17 protein-coding genes are annotated in these 15,712 nt (G+C 70.5%); 1 reads left to right on the plus strand and 16 read right to left on the minus strand.

The window, feature by feature from the left end; genetic code table 11:
* Nucleotides 1-186 precede the first annotated feature (186 nt).
* From ACIQID_RS13145 to infC, 14 genes are all read right to left on the minus strand, one after another.
* Nucleotides 187-906, minus strand: a complete 720-nt coding sequence (locus ACIQID_RS13145) for a DUF402 domain-containing protein (RefSeq protein ID WP_400285848.1) — start codon at nucleotides 904-906, stop codon at nucleotides 187-189.
* A 59-nt stretch (nucleotides 907-965) separates the two neighbouring features.
* On the minus strand, nucleotides 966-3,470 hold the full coding sequence (gene pheT, locus ACIQID_RS13150) for a phenylalanine--tRNA ligase subunit beta (RefSeq protein WP_400285851.1): 2,505 nt from the start codon (nucleotides 3,468-3,470) through the stop codon (nucleotides 966-968).
* Complete coding sequence (gene pheS, locus ACIQID_RS13155; RefSeq protein WP_312675125.1) at nucleotides 3,470-4,510, minus strand: phenylalanine--tRNA ligase subunit alpha; 1,041 nt, start codon at nucleotides 4,508-4,510, stop codon at nucleotides 3,470-3,472. Before pheS ends, pheT begins: the two co-directional genes overlap by 1 nt.
* Before the next feature lie 49 nt (nucleotides 4,511-4,559).
* Nucleotides 4,560-5,486 (minus strand): amino acid ABC transporter permease, encoded by a 927-nt coding sequence (locus tag ACIQID_RS13160; protein ID WP_312675126.1) that lies wholly within the window; start codon nucleotides 5,484-5,486, stop codon nucleotides 4,560-4,562.
* Nucleotides 5,483-6,130, minus strand: a complete 648-nt coding sequence (locus ACIQID_RS13165) for an amino acid ABC transporter permease (RefSeq protein WP_312675127.1) — start codon at nucleotides 6,128-6,130, stop codon at nucleotides 5,483-5,485. Before ACIQID_RS13165 ends, ACIQID_RS13160 begins: the two co-directional genes overlap by 4 nt.
* 84 nt (nucleotides 6,131-6,214) lie before the next feature.
* Entirely contained in the window at nucleotides 6,215-7,129 is a 915-nt protein-coding gene (locus tag ACIQID_RS13170) for a glutamate ABC transporter substrate-binding protein (protein ID WP_312675128.1), read from the minus strand.
* A gap of 46 nt (nucleotides 7,130-7,175) precedes the next feature.
* A complete protein-coding gene (locus ACIQID_RS13175; RefSeq protein WP_025105274.1) occupies nucleotides 7,176-7,922 on the minus strand; it encodes an amino acid ABC transporter ATP-binding protein in 747 nt (248 codons plus the stop codon).
* Nucleotides 7,923-8,184: 262 nt separating this feature from the next.
* Nucleotides 8,185-9,147: a TAXI family TRAP transporter solute-binding subunit gene (locus ACIQID_RS13180; protein WP_400285857.1), complete on the minus strand. Its 963-nt coding sequence runs from the start codon at nucleotides 9,145-9,147 to the stop codon at nucleotides 8,185-8,187.
* Nucleotides 9,144-10,517 (minus strand): HAMP domain-containing sensor histidine kinase, encoded by a 1,374-nt coding sequence (locus ACIQID_RS13185; protein WP_312675130.1) that lies wholly within the window; start codon nucleotides 10,515-10,517, stop codon nucleotides 9,144-9,146. The genes ACIQID_RS13180 and ACIQID_RS13185 overlap by 4 nt, the downstream gene beginning before the upstream one ends.
* A 3-nt stretch (nucleotides 10,518-10,520) precedes the next feature.
* A complete protein-coding gene (locus ACIQID_RS13190) occupies nucleotides 10,521-11,192 on the minus strand; it encodes a response regulator transcription factor (RefSeq protein WP_268776862.1) in 672 nt (223 codons plus the stop codon).
* 23 nt (nucleotides 11,193-11,215) lie between these two features.
* A complete protein-coding gene (locus ACIQID_RS13195) occupies nucleotides 11,216-12,028 on the minus strand; it encodes a TrmH family RNA methyltransferase (RefSeq protein WP_400285862.1) in 813 nt (270 codons plus the stop codon).
* 88 nt (nucleotides 12,029-12,116) lie between these two features.
* Complete coding sequence (rplT, locus tag ACIQID_RS13200; protein WP_017202428.1) at nucleotides 12,117-12,503, minus strand: 50S ribosomal protein L20; 387 nt, start codon at nucleotides 12,501-12,503, stop codon at nucleotides 12,117-12,119.
* 32 nt (nucleotides 12,504-12,535) lie between these two features.
* Nucleotides 12,536-12,730 carry a 50S ribosomal protein L35 gene (gene rpmI / locus ACIQID_RS13205; protein WP_025105280.1) on the minus strand — a complete coding sequence of 65 codons (195 nt, stop codon included), beginning with the start codon at nucleotides 12,728-12,730 and terminating at the stop codon, nucleotides 12,536-12,538.
* Between the two features lie 74 nt (nucleotides 12,731-12,804).
* Nucleotides 12,805-13,431, minus strand: a complete 627-nt coding sequence (infC, locus tag ACIQID_RS13210) for a translation initiation factor IF-3 (protein WP_312675923.1) — start codon at nucleotides 13,429-13,431, stop codon at nucleotides 12,805-12,807.
* Between the two features lie 233 nt (nucleotides 13,432-13,664).
* On the opposite strand from infC, the gene ACIQID_RS13215 reads away from it, so the two are divergent.
* Nucleotides 13,665-14,063 carry a DUF1844 domain-containing protein gene (locus tag ACIQID_RS13215; RefSeq protein ID WP_025105282.1) on the plus strand — a complete coding sequence of 133 codons (399 nt, stop codon included), beginning with the start codon at nucleotides 13,665-13,667 and terminating at the stop codon, nucleotides 14,061-14,063.
* 18 nt (nucleotides 14,064-14,081) lie between these two features.
* Here ACIQID_RS13215 and ACIQID_RS13220 read toward each other — a convergent pair whose 3' ends face one another.
* Nucleotides 14,082-14,879 (minus strand): SseB family protein, encoded by a 798-nt coding sequence (locus ACIQID_RS13220; RefSeq protein WP_312675140.1) that lies wholly within the window; start codon nucleotides 14,877-14,879, stop codon nucleotides 14,082-14,084.
* Nucleotides 14,863-15,609, minus strand: a complete 747-nt coding sequence (priA, locus tag ACIQID_RS13225; RefSeq protein ID WP_025105284.1) for a bifunctional 1-(5-phosphoribosyl)-5-((5-phosphoribosylamino)methylideneamino)imidazole-4-carboxamide isomerase/phosphoribosylanthranilate isomerase PriA — start codon at nucleotides 15,607-15,609, stop codon at nucleotides 14,863-14,865. Before priA ends, ACIQID_RS13220 begins: the two co-directional genes overlap by 17 nt.
* Nucleotides 15,610-15,712: the final 103 nt, after the last annotated feature.

Raw genomic sequence — 15,712 nt, forward strand, 5'->3', positions numbered from 1 at the left:
GCAGGACAGGCCGTCACGGGAGTACAGGCCGTCACGCGAGGACAGGCCTTCACGTGGGCCCAGGCCCTCACGCGAACACAGGTCATCACGCGAGCACAGGCGACCGGCACTGCTGTCGCCTGATGCCGCGCGAACGCCTGATGCCGCGCTGCCTCGGCGCCGTCGCGGAGGGCGGCCTCGAGGCGGTCAGGGGACGACGATGTCGTCGAGTCCGTCCAACACCGGGATCGTCCACGACGGGTCCGGTCGCCAGTCGATCCACTCCCGATCGAACGGCCAGTCGCCGGCATGGAAAGACGCGATGGCCGCGACCGCGTGCCGCTCGATCTGCGCAGCCTGCGCGGCGGTCAGCCGTCCCTGGTCGACGGCGGCGACCAGCTCGTCCTCGTCCTTCATCGCCACGCGCCCGTCCTGTGCGATCTCGACGTCGAGGATGTGATCGGAGGTGTAGGTGGCACTGTCGGTGCGCAGGTGCGCGTTCTCGAGGTTGACGTACCAGCCGGCGAAGTCCCACGTCGTCCCGGTGGCCGCGCTCCAGAACAGCCAGACCGACCACGGCACTCCCGCGGGCGCGATGCGCAGGATGCCGTTGCCCCACCACTCCTCGACGATCCGGCGCCGGGTCTCCCGCCACCGCCGATCGAGCGGGACGGTCCGGATGCGCTCCCCGTCCCGCGTGCCCTGGCCTTCCTGCTGCGTCCCGGCGGCGAGCCACGCGACGAGACCGCGCTCATCGTCACGGACGACGCGCATGGGGGTGATGGTCGCCGCCTCCCCCGTGGTCCACCCCGGCTTGCGGTAGTGCCAGTCGAGCTGCGCACCCGGCGAGAGGAACGGCCCCTCCCCGAGCGATCGCGCTCCGGCGGGGACCGAGGGTGGCGTGGGCTGCAGGAGGAGGCTCGTCATCCGGCCACGCTATCGCGAGAGCGCACGGCTCCCCGGAAAGGGGCCGTGCGCTCTCCCGATCAGTCGCGGAGGGCGGCGCCGAAGCGCTCCGCGGCCACGGCGACGCCCGCCATCTTCGCCGCGGAGGCCTCCGCGGCGGTCAGCGTGCGGTCATCGGCGCGGAAGCGCAGGGCGAACGTCAGCGACTTCGATCCCTCGGGCACGCCTTCGCCGCGGTAGTCGTCCACGAGCCGGACCGACTCCAGCAGGGCCCCCGCGCCCTCGGCGAGAGCCGCGCGGACCTCGCCTGCCGGCACCTCGGCCGGGAGCGTGAGCGAGACGTCCTGCGTCGCGGCCGGGAACGTGGAGAGCGATGCCGCCACGATGCGTCCTCCGGCGAGCGTGAGCAGCCGGTCGAGGTCGAGCTCCAGCACGGTCGCGCGACCGGGCAGATCGGCCTCCTCGGCGACGGCGGGATGCAGCTCGCCGACGTAGCCGACATCCTCGCCGGCGGCGACGAGCGCACCGGCGCGTCCGGGGTGGAGCGCGGCGCGCTGCGTCTGCACGACGTCGATCTCGATGCCCGCGGCGGCCCCGATCACGCGGACCGCGTCGAGTGCCTCGACGAGCCCGGCGGCCTCGGCCGCACGACCCGGCTGACGCGGCGACACGTTGCCGGTCAGCAGCACCGCGACGTGGCGCTCCTGCGGCGGGATGGAGGCGTCGAGCGCGGCGAGCACCTCATCCGAGGGCCGGACGCCGAGCGGCGGGACCTCGGCGGTGCCGTACTCCACGCCCGGCTCCGGGACGAACACGGCGCCCGTCTCGAACAGCGCGAGATCGGTGAGCCCGCGCGAGATGTTGCGGTGCGCGGTCTGCAGCAGGCCGGGGATGAGCGAGCGCCGGAGGAACGGCACCTGCCCGTCGAGCGGGTTCGCGAGGCGGATGCTGGGCAGGTGCTCGCCGGACGCGGAGCCGTGCAGATCGTTCTGCGCCTCGGTCGTGAACGGGAACGCCGGGGTCTCGACGAAGCCGGCGGCGGCGAGGGCGTTCACCACGCGGCGACGCCCCTGCTGGTGTGCGGTGAGCCCGCGGCCGGACGGCGGCGTCGGCAGCACCGAGGGGATGCGGTCGAGCCCGTGGATGCGGGCGACCTCCTCGGCGAGCGTCCACTTGTCGGTGAGGTCGGGGCGCCAGGTCGGCGGGATGACCGTCCAGCCGTTCTCCGCCGCGGTGACCTCCGCCCCGATCGTCGTCAGCGCGCCGGTGATCTCGTCGTCGGTGTAGTCGACGCCGATCAGCCCCTGCACGAAGCCGCGCGGGAGCTCGATCTCGGCGACGAAGACCTCGGCGAAGAGCGCTCCGCCCTCCTCCGTGAGCGTGCCGCCGGCGAGCTCGACCATGAGGTCGGCTGCGCGCCGGGCCGCGACGAAGGGGATCAGCGGGTCGACGCCCCGCTCGAAGCGCTTGGACGCCTCGCTCGGGAGCTTGTGACGGCGGGCCGTGCGGGCGATGGTCGTCGCGTCGAAGGTCGCCGCCTCGATGAGCACGTTCCGCGTGGTGTCGCTCATCTCGGTGGTGCCGCCGCCCATGACACCGGCGAGGCCGATGGGGCCGGAGCCGTCGGTGATGAGGAGGTCTTCGACGTGCAGCTTCCGCTCCACGCCGTCGAGCGTGGTCATCTTCTCCCCCGGCGTCGCGCGCCGGACGGTGATGCCGCCCGTGAGCTTGTCGAGGTCGTACCCGTGCAGCGGCTGCCCGAGCTCGAGCATGACGTAGTTCGTGATGTCGATGAGCACACCCAGCGGACGCATGCCGGCGAGGCTCAGGCGCGCGATCATCCACGGCGGCGTGGGCCGCGACGGATCGACGTCGCGCACGACCCGGGTGACGAACTCGCTCGCGCCGACCTTGCCGCGCACCGGCGCCTGGTCGTCCACCACGGCCGTGTGTCCGGAACCGGGCTGCAGCTCGGCGAAGTCGCGCTCGGCCGGGTCGCGGAAGGCCGCCCCCGTCGCGTGCGCGTACTCGCGGGCGACACCGCGCACCGAGAACGCGTAGCCGCGGTCCGGCGTGACGTTGATCTCCACCGCGACGTCGTCGAGGCCCAGGAGCGCGATCGCGTCCGTGCCGACGGGCGCATCGATGCCGAGGTCGCTCAGCACGACGATGCCGTTGTGCTCGTCGCCGAGCCCCAGCTCACGCGCGGACGCGATCATGCCGTCCGACACGTGACCGTAGGTCTTGCGGGCGGCGATGGGGAACGGACCGGGAAGCACGGCGCCGGGCAGGGTCACGACGACCTTGTCCCCGACGGCGAAGTTGTGCGCGCCGCAGACGATCCCACGGACGCCGCCGTGCTCGGGGCCGACGTCCACCTGGCACCAGTTGATCGTCTTGCCGTTGGACTGGGGCTCCGGCTCTAGCGAGACGACCTGGCCGACCACCACGGGACCCGTGATGTCGAAGCGGTGCACGTCCTCCTCTTCGAAGCCGACGGTCACCAGCGCCGCGAGGACGTCCTCGGGCGTGGCATCCGCTGCCAGATCGACGTACTCACGCAGCCACGAAAGCGGGACGCGCATCACACCACCATCCCGTACTGCTCGCTGAAACGGACATCGCCCTCGGCCATGTCGCGCATGTCCTGCACATCGCTGCGGAACATCAGACCCCGCTCGATGCCCATGCCGAACGCGAAGCCGCTGTACACCTCCGGGTCGATCCCGGCCGCGCGCAGCACGTTCGGGTTGACCATGCCGCAGCCGCCCCACTCGATCCAGCGCGCGCCGCCCTTGAAGGTCGGGTGCCACAGATCGAGCTCGGCGGAGGGCTCGGTGAAGGGGAAGTAGTTCGTGCGGAACCGCATCTTGGCCTCCGGGCCGAAGAGCTGCTTCGCGAAGTGGTCGAGCGTGCCCTTGAGGTGCGCCATCGTGATGCCCTTGTCGACGACCAGGCCCTCGAACTGCGTGAAGACCGGGAGGTGCGTGGCGTCGAACTCGTCGGTGCGGTACACGCGGCCAGGGCACAGCACGTAGATGGGGACCTCGCGGTCGAGCATCGACCGCACCTGCACCGGGCTCGTGTGCGTGCGCATGACGAGGTGGCGCGAGGTCGGGTCGACGTAGAAGGTGTCCTGCTCCTGGCGAGCGGGGTGATCGACGTCGAAGTTCAGGGCGTCGAAGTTGAACCACTCGTGCTCGAGCTCGGGCCCCTCCGCGATCTCCCAGCCCATGCCGACGAAGACGTCCTCGACGTGGTCCTGCAGGAGGGCGAGCGGGTGCCGGGCACCCACGCGGGTCCGCGACGGGACGGCGGTGATGTCGACGCGCTCGGCCTCCAGGCGTGCGGCGACCTCGGCGGCGGCCAGCTCGGCCTCCTTCGCCGCGAGCGCCTGGTTCACACGACCTCGGCCCTGGCCGACGAGCTTGCCGAACGCGGCCTTGTTCTCGGGGGCGACCTGGCGCATCGACGCGTTCAGGACCGCGAGCGGCGATCCCTCCGCGACGTGCGCCGCACGGGCGGCTTTCAGCGCGGCGGTGTCGGCGGCCGCCTCGATCGCCGCGAGGGCGTCGGCGACAGCGGCTTCGACCGCTTCGGGGGTGATTTCCGGAGACTCTGACACGGGAATCGAGTCTACCGGCGCGGGACGGGCGTCCCGCGCCGGTAGCGGCTCAGATGCCGGAAGCGCCGGAGCTGTTGGCGTCGAACTTGCCCAGCCCGCGCTGCGCCACGATGAGCGACGTGTTCGTCTCGCCGTCGTGCTGGCGAGGGTCCGCCTCGTCCGGCCCGGCCTTGGCCGAGCGCTTCGCCCGACGCTGCAGGCGGTAGGCGATGTAGGACAGCACGAGACAGACCGCGACGTACATCGAGCCGCCGACGATCGCGGCGGGGATCAACGGCGACCCGTAGGGCGCCTGGTTGCCGATCTGGTTGATGACGTACAGCAGCTCCTGGTACGTGATGATGAAGCCGAGCGCGGTGTCCTTCAGGGCCACCACGAGCTGCGCGATGATCACGGGCATCATCGCCCGGACGGCCTGCGGGATGAGGATGAAGTACATGACCCCGGTCTTGCGCAGGCCGATCGCGTAGCCGGCCTCCTTCTGTCCGCGCGGCAGCGACTCGATCCCGGCGCGGAGCACCTCCGCGAGCACGGAGCCGTTGTACACGATGAGCGCGATGACCACCGCGAAGTACGGGGGCATCCTGATGCCGATCACCGGGAGGCCGTAGTACAGCAGCATCATGAGGATCAGGACGGGGATCGCCCGCATGATCTCGATGATCCACCGCACCGGCTCCCGCACCCAGGCGTGCTCGGAGAGGCGGCCGATGCCGAGGACGAAGCCGAGGACCAACGAGCCGACACCGGCGACGGCGAAGGCGGAGAGCGTGCTGAGCAGCCCCTCCCCGAATCGCACCCAGACCGCCGAGTACGTGAAGATGTTCCACTTCTCCGCGGAGAACTGGCCGGTGGCGTACAGGCGCCAGACCACCCAGCCAAGCACGGCGAGGACGACCAGGATCGTGACGGCGCCGATGATCCGGTTGCGGGCGACCGCACGGGGGCCCGGGACGTCGAACAGGACGGAACTCATCGCGCGATCCTCCACTTGTTCTCGAGTACGCGCTGCACCCAGCTCAGGAGCAGCACGAGCACGATGAAGATGACCATGACCCAGAGCAGCACGACGAGGGCGTTCTCGCCGCGTTCGCTGAGCGCCGCCCGGATCGTGCCGAGGTTGACCACCGAGAAGCCGGCGGCCACCGTGGTGTTCTTCATGAGGGCGATGAGCACGCTCATGAGCGGCGGGACCACGGACCGCGTCGCCTGGGGCAGCACCACGAAGCGCATGACCTGGCCGAAGTTGAGGCCGATGGCCCGTGCCGCCTCCGCCTGTCCGACCGGCACCGTGTTGATGCCGGCGCGGATCGCCTCCGCGACGTACGTGGCGGTGTAGATGCCGAGCGCGATCGTGGCCAGCAGCAGGGAGTTGACCCGCTCCCCCAGCAGGATCGGAAGGCAGAACGCGAAGAAGAACATCACCAGCGTGAGCGGGGTGTTCCGGATCCAGTTCACGTACACGGCGCCGACGCCGCGCGCGATCGGGACCGGGGACACGCGGGCCGCTCCGACGATGAGTCCGAGCACCACGGCGATGAGGCCACCGCCGAGGAACAGCGCGATGGTTCCCCACAGCGCTTCACCCCAGAGGTCGAGGTGGTCAGAGATCACTCCCACTGCTGTGCCTTTCGGTTCGTTTCCGCGTCAGGTCGACGCGGAGGAGGACGGGGGCGGCCGGTCGGACCGGCTGCCCCCGGGAGATCAACCGACCGGGTCGACCTCGGGCTGCTCGGCCTTCACACCGGAGGCGCCGAGGTTGTTGTCGAAGATCTGCTGCCAGATGTCGCCACCGTCGGTGAGCTGCGTGTTGAAGTACTCGACGAGCGCGTCGTCGCCCTTCGCCACACCGATGCCGTAGCGCTCCTCGCTGAACGGCTCGCCGACGACCTTGAGGTTGTCGGGGTCCTGCGCCGCGTAGCCGATGAGGATGGCCTCGTCGGTGGTGACCGCGTCGACCTGACCGTTCTTGAGGTCCTCGACGCACTTGGAGTACGTGTCGTACTCCTTCGTCTTCACCTCGGGGTAGTTCTCCTTGATGTTCTGGATCGGCGTCGAACCCGTCGCCGAGCAGACCGTCGTCGAGGAGTCCAGGTCGTCGACGCTCGCGATGTCGCTGTCGGCGGCGACGAGGAGGCCCTGGCCGGTGACGAAGTACGGGCCGGCGAAGGCGATCTGCTCCTTGCGCTTGTCCGTGATGGAGTAGGTGCCGACGTAGTAGTCGATGTCACCGTTGACGATGGCCTGCTCGCGGTTCGCGGAGGCGATCGCCTGGAACTCGATCTTCTCCGGGTCGACGCCGAGGGACGCCGCCATCCAGCGGGCGATGTCGACGTCGAAGCCGGTCCGCTCGCCGGTCACGGGGTCGAGGTAGCCGAGACCGGGCTGGTCCTCCTTGACGCCCACCTTGACGGTGCCCGACGAGGAGATGCGGTCGAACGTGGGGCTCCCCTCGATCGTGACGTCCTCCTCGACGGTCCAGGGCGTGCTGCTCGAGGTGTCGCCCTCGTCGCTCCCCGACGTGCCGGTGCTCGACGGCGTGCCGCTGTTGCAGGCCGTGAGCGCGAGCAGCGCCACCGTGGCGATCCCGAGTCCGGCCAGTGTCCGTGTGCGTCGCATGTGCGTCTCCTTCGTGTGCTGTGCTGTGGGTGCGGGGTCTGGGAAGTCAGTGTGTGAGGAGCTTCGAGAGGAAGTCCTTGGCGCGGTCGCTCTTCGGGTTCGTGAAGAACTCCTCAGGCTTGGCCTCCTCGACGATCCGGCCGTCCGCCATGAAGACGACGCGGTCCGCCGCCTTGCGGGCGAAGCCCATCTCGTGGGTGACGACGATCATCGTCATGCCCTCCTGGGCGAGCTCGACCATGACGTCGAGGACCTCGTTGATCATCTCCGGGTCGAGCGCGCTCGTGGGCTCGTCGAAGAGCATGACCTTCGGCTGCATGGCGAGGGCCCGCGCGATAGCGACGCGCTGCTGCTGGCCGCCGGAGAGCTGCGCGGGGAGCTTGTTCGCCTGCTGGGCGACGCCGACGCGCTTGAGGAGCATCATCGCCTCCGCCTCGGCGTCGGACTTCTTCAGGCCACGGACCTTGATCGGGCCGAGCGTCACGTTCTCGAGGATCGTGAGGTGCGCGAAGAGGTTGAAGGACTGGAAGACCATGCCGACGTCGGCCCGCAGGTGTGCGAGAGCCTTGCCCTCCGCGGGCAGCTCCTTGCCGTCGATGCGGATGGAGCCGCTGGTGATGGTCTCCAGGCGGTTGATCGTGCGGCAGAGCGTCGACTTGCCCGAGCCGGAGGGGCCGATCACGACGACGACCTCCCCCGCGTTGACGGTGAGGTCGATGTCGCTGAGCGCCTGGAACTCGCCGTAGTGCTTCTGGACGTTCTCGACGACGACGAGCGGGGTTTCAGAGGTCATCATTTCTCCAAACTAGCCACGCGATGCGCGCGGTTCCAGGCACCACGGTGAGGTTTACACGTTCGTAATCACCTGATCGCGGCGCCAATGCTCCCTCGCAGAGGCACCCCACGGCCCGCCCCCTCGGGCCGCGGGATCGCCCTGCTGCCACGCTCCCAGCGACAGCAGGCAGCAGGTGTCCGATCGTGTGCGATCGACCTCACCCTGGCAGAGCGCGCGGACGGCTGTCAGGGATCTTGAGGATTTCTTGAGGGGACGCCGGTCAGCGGCGCAGATCGCGGTAGTACTCCTCCGCACCGGGATGCAGGGGCACCGGCCCGGTGAAGATCGCGGACCGTCGGTCGAGCAGAGCCGCCGCAGGGACATCGGCCGCCAGCGTGGTGCGCGCCGCGAACAGCCCCGCGACGAGATCCTCGACGACGCCGGGTGGTGTGCTGCCGGCGGTGACGAGATAGTTCGGCACCGCCATCGTCGTCACGGAGGCGTCGAGACCGTAGGTGCCCGCGGGCACGTCGGCCGGCCGGTACGCGTGGGAGTATCGCTCGTTGACCGCATTGACCCAGTCCTGCTCGACCGGGAGCAGACGCACGTCGACGGTCTCCGCGAGGTCCGCGATGCCGGGCGTCGGCAGCCCGCCCACCCAGAAGAAGCCGTCGATCTCCCCGCGCTCCATCGCGGCGATCGACCCACCGAGGTCGAGCTGCGGATCGTCGATCCCGTCGGCGGCGACGCCGGCCGCGTGGAGCACCCGGGTGGCGATCACGTTGACGCCCGAGTTCTCGGCCCCGAGGGAGATCGTCCGTCCGGAGAGGTCCGCCAGGTCGTCCAGGGCCGAGTCGTCCCGCACGACGATCTGCAGGTACTCGTCGTACAGACGGGCGACCGCCTGCACGTCCAGCGGCTCGGGGAAGGCTCCCGTCCCGGCCACGGCGTCCGCGGCCGCGTCGCCCTGCGCGAACCCGAGGAGCGCCTCCCCCGCGCTCACGCGCAGCAGGTTGTCGACCGATCCCGCCGTCTCCTCCGCCGTGAGATCGACGTCCAGCTCGCGCGACAGCTCGGCAGCCAGGCGACTGCCGTAGTCGTGGTAGACCCCGGTGGGGCTTCCGGCGGCGATCACGGCGACGGTGTCCGTCCATCCCTCGGAACGCGGACTGCACGCGCTCACCGCGACCGCCGTCACGAGGGCGAGCATCCCGGCCACGACACGCCGTCCCCGCCCGTTCATGCCGCCGCCTCCGCGGGGAGGACGAGGGCCACGAGGAGCCCGCCGCCATCGGCGCCGCGCACCCGCAGCTCGCCCCCGACCGTCGCGAGGAGGTCGGTCGCGATCGCGAGGCCGAGCCCGGTCCCCGGCATGTCGCCGCTGTCCGCGCTCCGCCAGAAGCGGTCCGCCGCCGACGAGGCGTCCTCCGGAGACAGCCCGGGGCCGTGGTCGCGCACGGTGAGGTGGCATTCGCCGCCCACGCGCCGCGCGCCGACCTCGATGGACGAGCCCTCCGGCGAGTACTTCACCGCGTTGTCGATCGCGGCATCGAGCGCGCTCTCCACGATGGTGCGGTCCGTGATCGTCATGACCGACGGCTCCCCCGTGGGCCGCAGCTCGATGGCCCGCTGCGCCGCCACCTCCTGCCAGGCCTCGATCCGACGGCCGGCGACGGCGGCGAGATCGACGGCCGACACGGTGGAGTCGGTGCGACCGCCGCGGGCGAGCCCGAGGAGCGTCTCCAGGATGCGGGTCATCCGCCGGCCCTCCTCCCTGGTCTCCTCGACGTCATGGTCCCACTCGCGCCCCAGACCCGTCGCGAGATGCTCGACGCGCAGCAGCAGCGCGTTGAGGGGATTCCGAAGCTCGTGCGACGCGTTCAACGCGAACTCCTGCTGCCGGGTCATGACGCGCTCGATCTCGTCGGCCATGCCGTTGAACACCCGCGTCATGCGGCGCAGCTCCGGGGGGCCGGTACCCTCGGCCACCCTGGCATCCATCTCGCCCCGCTCGATCGCCGCCATCGCCTCGTCGAGACGGCGCACCGGCGAGAGCACCCAGCGTGCGAGCCCCGCGACCAGGAGGATGCCGAGCGCGCTGAGCAGCACGACGATGAGGGCGAGCACGAGCGTCTGCCGCAGGATGACGGTCTGCGGCGTGTCCGTGCCGCCGCTCACGAGCACGGCGCCGATCACATCGCCGTCGTCGAACACCGGCTCCACCAGCGCCGCATCGGACACGACCCACGCGGAGGACGACGGCTGCTCGGCGCGCCGCCCGGAGAGCGCCAGCCGCACCCGCTGCGCGTCCCCCTCCGACAGCACCGCGTCGCCGTGCCCGCCCGCCGCCCACGGGCTTCCGGTGAGATCGAACACGGTCACCTCGATCCCGTAGACCTCCTCGAAGCGGCGGACCTCCGCGTCCATCACGGCCGGGCTCCCGGAGCGGAGCGCCTGTCTGGCGCTCGTCGCGAAGTAGCCGAGGTCGCCGAGCTGCTCGGCGTAGAACGACTGCTGGACGCTGCGCGCCGCGCTCCACCCGGTCACGCCGCCCAGCGCGACGAGCACCACGATCAGCGGCACGAGGAAGACGACGATCAGGCGGCGGCGCACGTGTCAGGACCCCGCGAGCCGGTAGCCGACGCCGCGCACGGTCTCGATGAACGCGCGATCCCCGCTCTTCTTCCGGATGGCGGCCACGTGCACTTCGAGGGAGTGGCCGAAGCCGCGCCAGTCGGTGTTCCAGACCTCGCGGATGAGGCGCTCCTTCGGCACCGCGACGCCCGGATACCGGGCGAGCACGCCGACGATGTCGAACTCCTTGCGGGTGAGCGCCAGCGGCACCCCGCCGACCTGCACCTCCCGCGCCACGAGGTCGATCTGCACGGCCCCGTCGTGCAGCAGCACTCGGGTGTCGGGTTCCGTACGCAGCGGCCGTGAGCGCCGGGTGACCGCCTCGATCCGCGCCAGGAGCTCGTGCACGTCGTAGGGCTTCACCACGAAGTCGTCGGCACCGGCGCGCAGCCCCTTGATCCGCTCGGCGACCTGGTTGCGGGCGGTGACGATCACGATCGGCACGTCGGACCGTCCGCGGATGCGGCGGCAGAGGTCGATCCCGTCGACGTCCGGCAGCCCGAGGTCGAGAAGCACGACCTCGGTGTCGGCATCGAGGTGCTCCAGCGCCGTCGCCCCGTCCGCCGCGTGCACGGTGGCATAGCCCGAGCGCGCGAGGAAGGCCTGCAAGGCCCCCGCCACCCGCTCGTCGTCCTCGACGATCAGTATCCTCATCCCGCGTCCCGTCCCGTCGCCGGTCAGCCGGAGGAGGCCGCGCGTTGGGCGAACGCGCTCTCGTACAGGCAGACGCTCGCCGCGGTGGCGAGGTTGAGCGACTCGGCACGCCCGAAGATCGGCAGCCGGAGCACGCGGTCGGCTCGGGTCAGCGCCTCGTCCTCGAGTCCGCGCGCCTCGTTGCCGAACAGCCAGGCCGTCGGCGCCCCGAGGACCCCGTCGGCACGGGCCGCGAGGAGGTCGTCCCCCTTCACGTCCGCCGCGAGGATCTGCAGTCCCGCATCGTGCGCGCGACGCACGACCTCGTCGAGCTCACTGCCCACCGAGACCGGGAGGTGGAAGAGCGAGCCGGTCGTCGCCCGCACGACCTTGGGGTTGAACGGATCGACCGTGCGACCGGTGAGCACGACGGCATCGGCGCCGGCGGCGTCTGCGGCCCGGATGATGGTGCCGAGGTTCCCGGGGTCGCGCACCTCCTCGCAGATCGCCACGAGACGCGGGGCGGCATCGAAGATGTCCCGCACCGAGGTCGGCGTCTGACGGACCACCGCGACGAGTCCCTGCGGCGTCACCGTGTCGGCCATCGCATGGAGGACGTCCTCGCTCACGTACTCGACGTCGACGTCCGCCTCCGCCGCGGCGGCGCGGATGTCCGCGTGCTTCTCCCAGCCGTGCGGGGTCGCGAACAGCTCGACGATCGCTTCGGGACGGTACGTCAGCGCCTCGCGGACGGACTGCGGACCTTCGAGCAGAAAAAGACCGGTCTCGGTGCGCGCGCTGCGCTTGGTCAGCTTGGCGACGGCACGGACTCGGGGGGAACGGGGGTTCTCCAGCACGAACTCAGTCTACGGTCAGCCCGACGCCGCCCGGATACGCGGAACGGGCGCCTTCCCGGAGGAAAGCGCCCGTTCGGAAGCGAGATGCTTACGCGGCCGACTTCGGCGCGTTGACGTCGGAGGGCAGTGCCTTCTTCGCCGTCTCGACCAGCGTCGTGAACGTCGCGGCGTCGTTCACCGCGAGGTCCGCGAGCATACGACGGTCGACCGTGACACCCGCGAGGCCCAGGCCCTGGATGAACCGGTTGTAGGTCATGCCGTTCTGGCGGGCCGCAGCGTTGATGCGCTGGATCCACAGACGACGGAAGTCGCCCTTGCGCTTGCGACGGTCCCGGTACGAGTAGACCAGGGAGTGGATGACCTGCTCCTTGGCCTTCCGGTAGAGGCGCGAACGCTGACCGCGGTAGCCGGAGGCGCGCTCGAGGATGACCCGACGCTTCTTGTGGGCATTGACCGCCCGCTTGACTCTTGCCATTTTCCTGTGTTCCTATCCTGCGATCGGGCGCGTCAGCGACCGAGAAGCTTCTTCGCGACCTTGAAGTCGGCCTTCGCGAGCACCTGGTCCTGGTTCAGACGACGGGTGCGACGGCTCGACTTGTGCTCGAGGTTGTGGCGCATCCCGGCCTGCTGCTTCTTCAGCTTGCCGCTGCCGGTGATCTTGAAGCGCTTCTTAGCACCCGAGTGGGTCTTCTGCTTCGGCATCTTCTCTTCCTTCGTATGGCGCCTTCTCAGGCGACGGTGTCAACCCGCGGTGCGGGAGTTCTGGGGGGCGGGAGTCACTCCGCCGGGGCGTCCGCGTCGTTCTTCGCGTCGCGTGCGGCCTGCTTGTTCGCGGCGCGCACGGCGTTCTGCTCCTGCTTCGCCTCGGACTTGCTCTTGTGCGGTGCGACGACCATCACCATGTTGCGGCCGTCGATGGTCGGGTTCGACTCGACGGTGCCGAACTCGGCGACGTCCTCGGCGAACTTGCGCAGCAGACGGACACCCTGCTCCGGACGCGACTGCTCGCGACCGCGGAAGAGGATCATGGCCTTGACCTTGTCGCCGGCCTTGAGGAAGCCCTCGGCGCGCTTGAGCTTCGTCGTGTAGTCGTGCGCCTCGATCTTCAGACGGAAGCGGACTTCCTTGAGGATCGTGTTCGCCTGGTTGCGACGCGCTTCCTTTTCCTTCTGCGCGGCCTCGTACTTGAACTTGCCGTAGTCCATGATCTTGACGACGGGCGGCTTCGAGTTCGGGGCGACCTCGACGAGGTCGAGATCGGCTTCCTGGGCGAGACGCAGCGCTGCCTCGATGCGGACAACGCCGATCTGCTCACCCGCGGGGCCGACGAGGCGGACCTCGGGGACGCGGATGCGCTCATTGGTACGGGGATCGCTGATGCGGAGCTCCTTAGACGATGTGATTCGGCCACCGTGATGCTGTCTGCATCCCGGGCGAAATCGGAGTCGTCCCCCACCCGCCGGCTCTCAGACGCCGGCTCTGCACCCTGTCTACCGGTCCTCTCGTGGCGAGCGGAGCCGGCGGAGCGCAAGACCCGGTAGCCTGGAACGGCAAGCGCGGGTGGGAAGTGAATCCTCTTTCGTTCCGGAGCATGACGCTCCGGAGCCCGCCAAAGTCTAACAGAAAGCAAGGCGAAGTGACGAACCAGGCATCGGACGAGGCAGCCCGCGAGCGCGAGGAGCGATGGGCTCGGCAGGAAGAGGCAGCCTCCTCGGCCGTCCGCGACATCGCCGACGTCCCGGCCGTCGAGGTGATCACGACCGCCGCCGTGCACCTCATGAGTGCCGCCGCCGTGAAGCTCGGCCTGGCGGACGACCCGGACGCCGCGGCCCAGCTCGACCTGGACGAGGCGCGCAAGCTCATCAACGCCCTGGCGGGGCTCATCACCGCCGGCGCCCCGGAGATCAGCGACATGCACGCCCGGTCGCTGCGCGACGGCCTCCGTTCGCTGCAGCTCGCCTTCCGCGAGGCCTCGACCATCCCCGACCCGATCGGCAAGGGGCCGGGCGAGAAGTGGACCGGTCCCGTCACCTGATCCGGCCGACGCTCCGCCTCAGATGCTGCGGCGGAGCTTGACCGTCAGCGAATCGGCGAGGACGGCGATGCGGTCGTCCGCCGCCCAGCGCTGAGCGAGCCGTGCGAGCACGGCATCCAGGACCTCGCGCTCCAGGCCGTCGACGAGCTCCAGCACGACGATGAGCTCCGGTCCGCGGAGCCGCGCGTCCGGGTCTCCCGGCGCGACCGCGACGTCGATCACGGCGAGTTCATGCGCGATGCTCTCCCGGAGGGCGGTGACGACCTCGGGAGACAGGAAGCTCGGCTCCCACGCGTGCCCCTGCGCCACGGCCCACACGGCCGGACGCCGGATGACGAACTCGGTGTCGGACGTGGGGTCGAGCACGATGAGGTCGGTGTCCTCCGACGACGCGGCCAGGGCGGCACGGACGGCCTCGACTGGGATGGGGCGTGCCGACGGATCCCAGCGCTGCATCGTCTCGACCGACGAGAACACCGGCTGCACGCGGCGTCCGTCCGGGGCGGCGACGGTGACGATCGAGAGCTCCTGCGTCTTGTCGACCGCGAGCCCGCTGGGGGCCACCCCCTCCTCGCCCTTCTCGGCGATCAGGGGGATGAGCACCCGGGCGGAACGGAACGCGTCGACGACCTCCGCCTGACTCCCCTCCCCGGCACGGAAGCGGTGCAGCGCCGCGAGGAGAGCCGGGTCCGCCGAGCCGTCGTCGGCCGCATGCGGATTCGACTCGAAGCTGCGTCCCTCCCACGGCACCCCGGCGGAATCGGCCCGGTTGTGCGACTCCGGACCGCAGGCGTGCGGCTCAGTCTCCGGCGACATCCAGGGCCTCCGCCAGCGTGAAGGCGCCCGCGTACAGAGCCTTGCCGACGATGGCGCCCTCGACGCCCAGGGGCACGAGGTCGCGCAGCGCGGCGATGTCGTCGAGGTTCGAGATGCCGCCCGATGCGACGACCGGCTTCGGCGTGCGCGAGGTCACCTCGCGCAGGAGCTCCAGGTTCGGGCCGCGCAGCGTGCCGTCCTTGGTCACATCGGTGACGACGTAGCGGCTGCAGCCGGCGTCCTCGAGGCGCTCGAGCACCTCCCAGAGGTCGCCGCCCTCCTTCGTCCAGCCTCGGGCGGCGAGCGTCGTGCCGCGGACGTCGAGGCCGACGGCGATCGCCTCACCGAAGCGGCTGATCACGTCGGCCGCCCACTCCGGGTTCTCCAGGGCGGCGGTGCCGAGGTTGATGCGCGCGGCGCCGCTCTCCAGGGCGGCCTCCAGGCTCGCGTCGTCCCGGATGCCGCCGGAGAGCTCGACGTTGACGTTCTTGAACTGCTTGATGACCTTGCGCAGGATCGGCGCGTTGCTCCCGCGACCGAAGGCCGCGTCGAGGTCGACGAGGTGGATCCAGGAGGCTCCCTGCGAGACCCACTCCCCGGCGGCGTCGAGCGGGTCGCCGTAGCTGGTCTCGGTCCCGGCCTCCCCCTGCGTGAGACGGACCGCCTTGCCGCCGGCGACGTCGACCGCGGGAAGGAGCGTGAGCGAGGGGGACTGCGCGAAGTCGTTCATGGGGTCCTTGGTTCGGGTGGGTCTGCGGCCCGAGAGGGCACGAGAGACGAGGGTAGTCCGCCGCGGGGCGCGGGACAAACCGCGTGACGCCGGGCGCCGACGC

The organism is Microbacterium sp. NPDC091676 (assembly GCF_044756645.1).
GTDB lineage: Bacteria > Actinomycetota > Actinomycetes > Actinomycetales > Microbacteriaceae > Microbacterium > Microbacterium paraoxydans_D.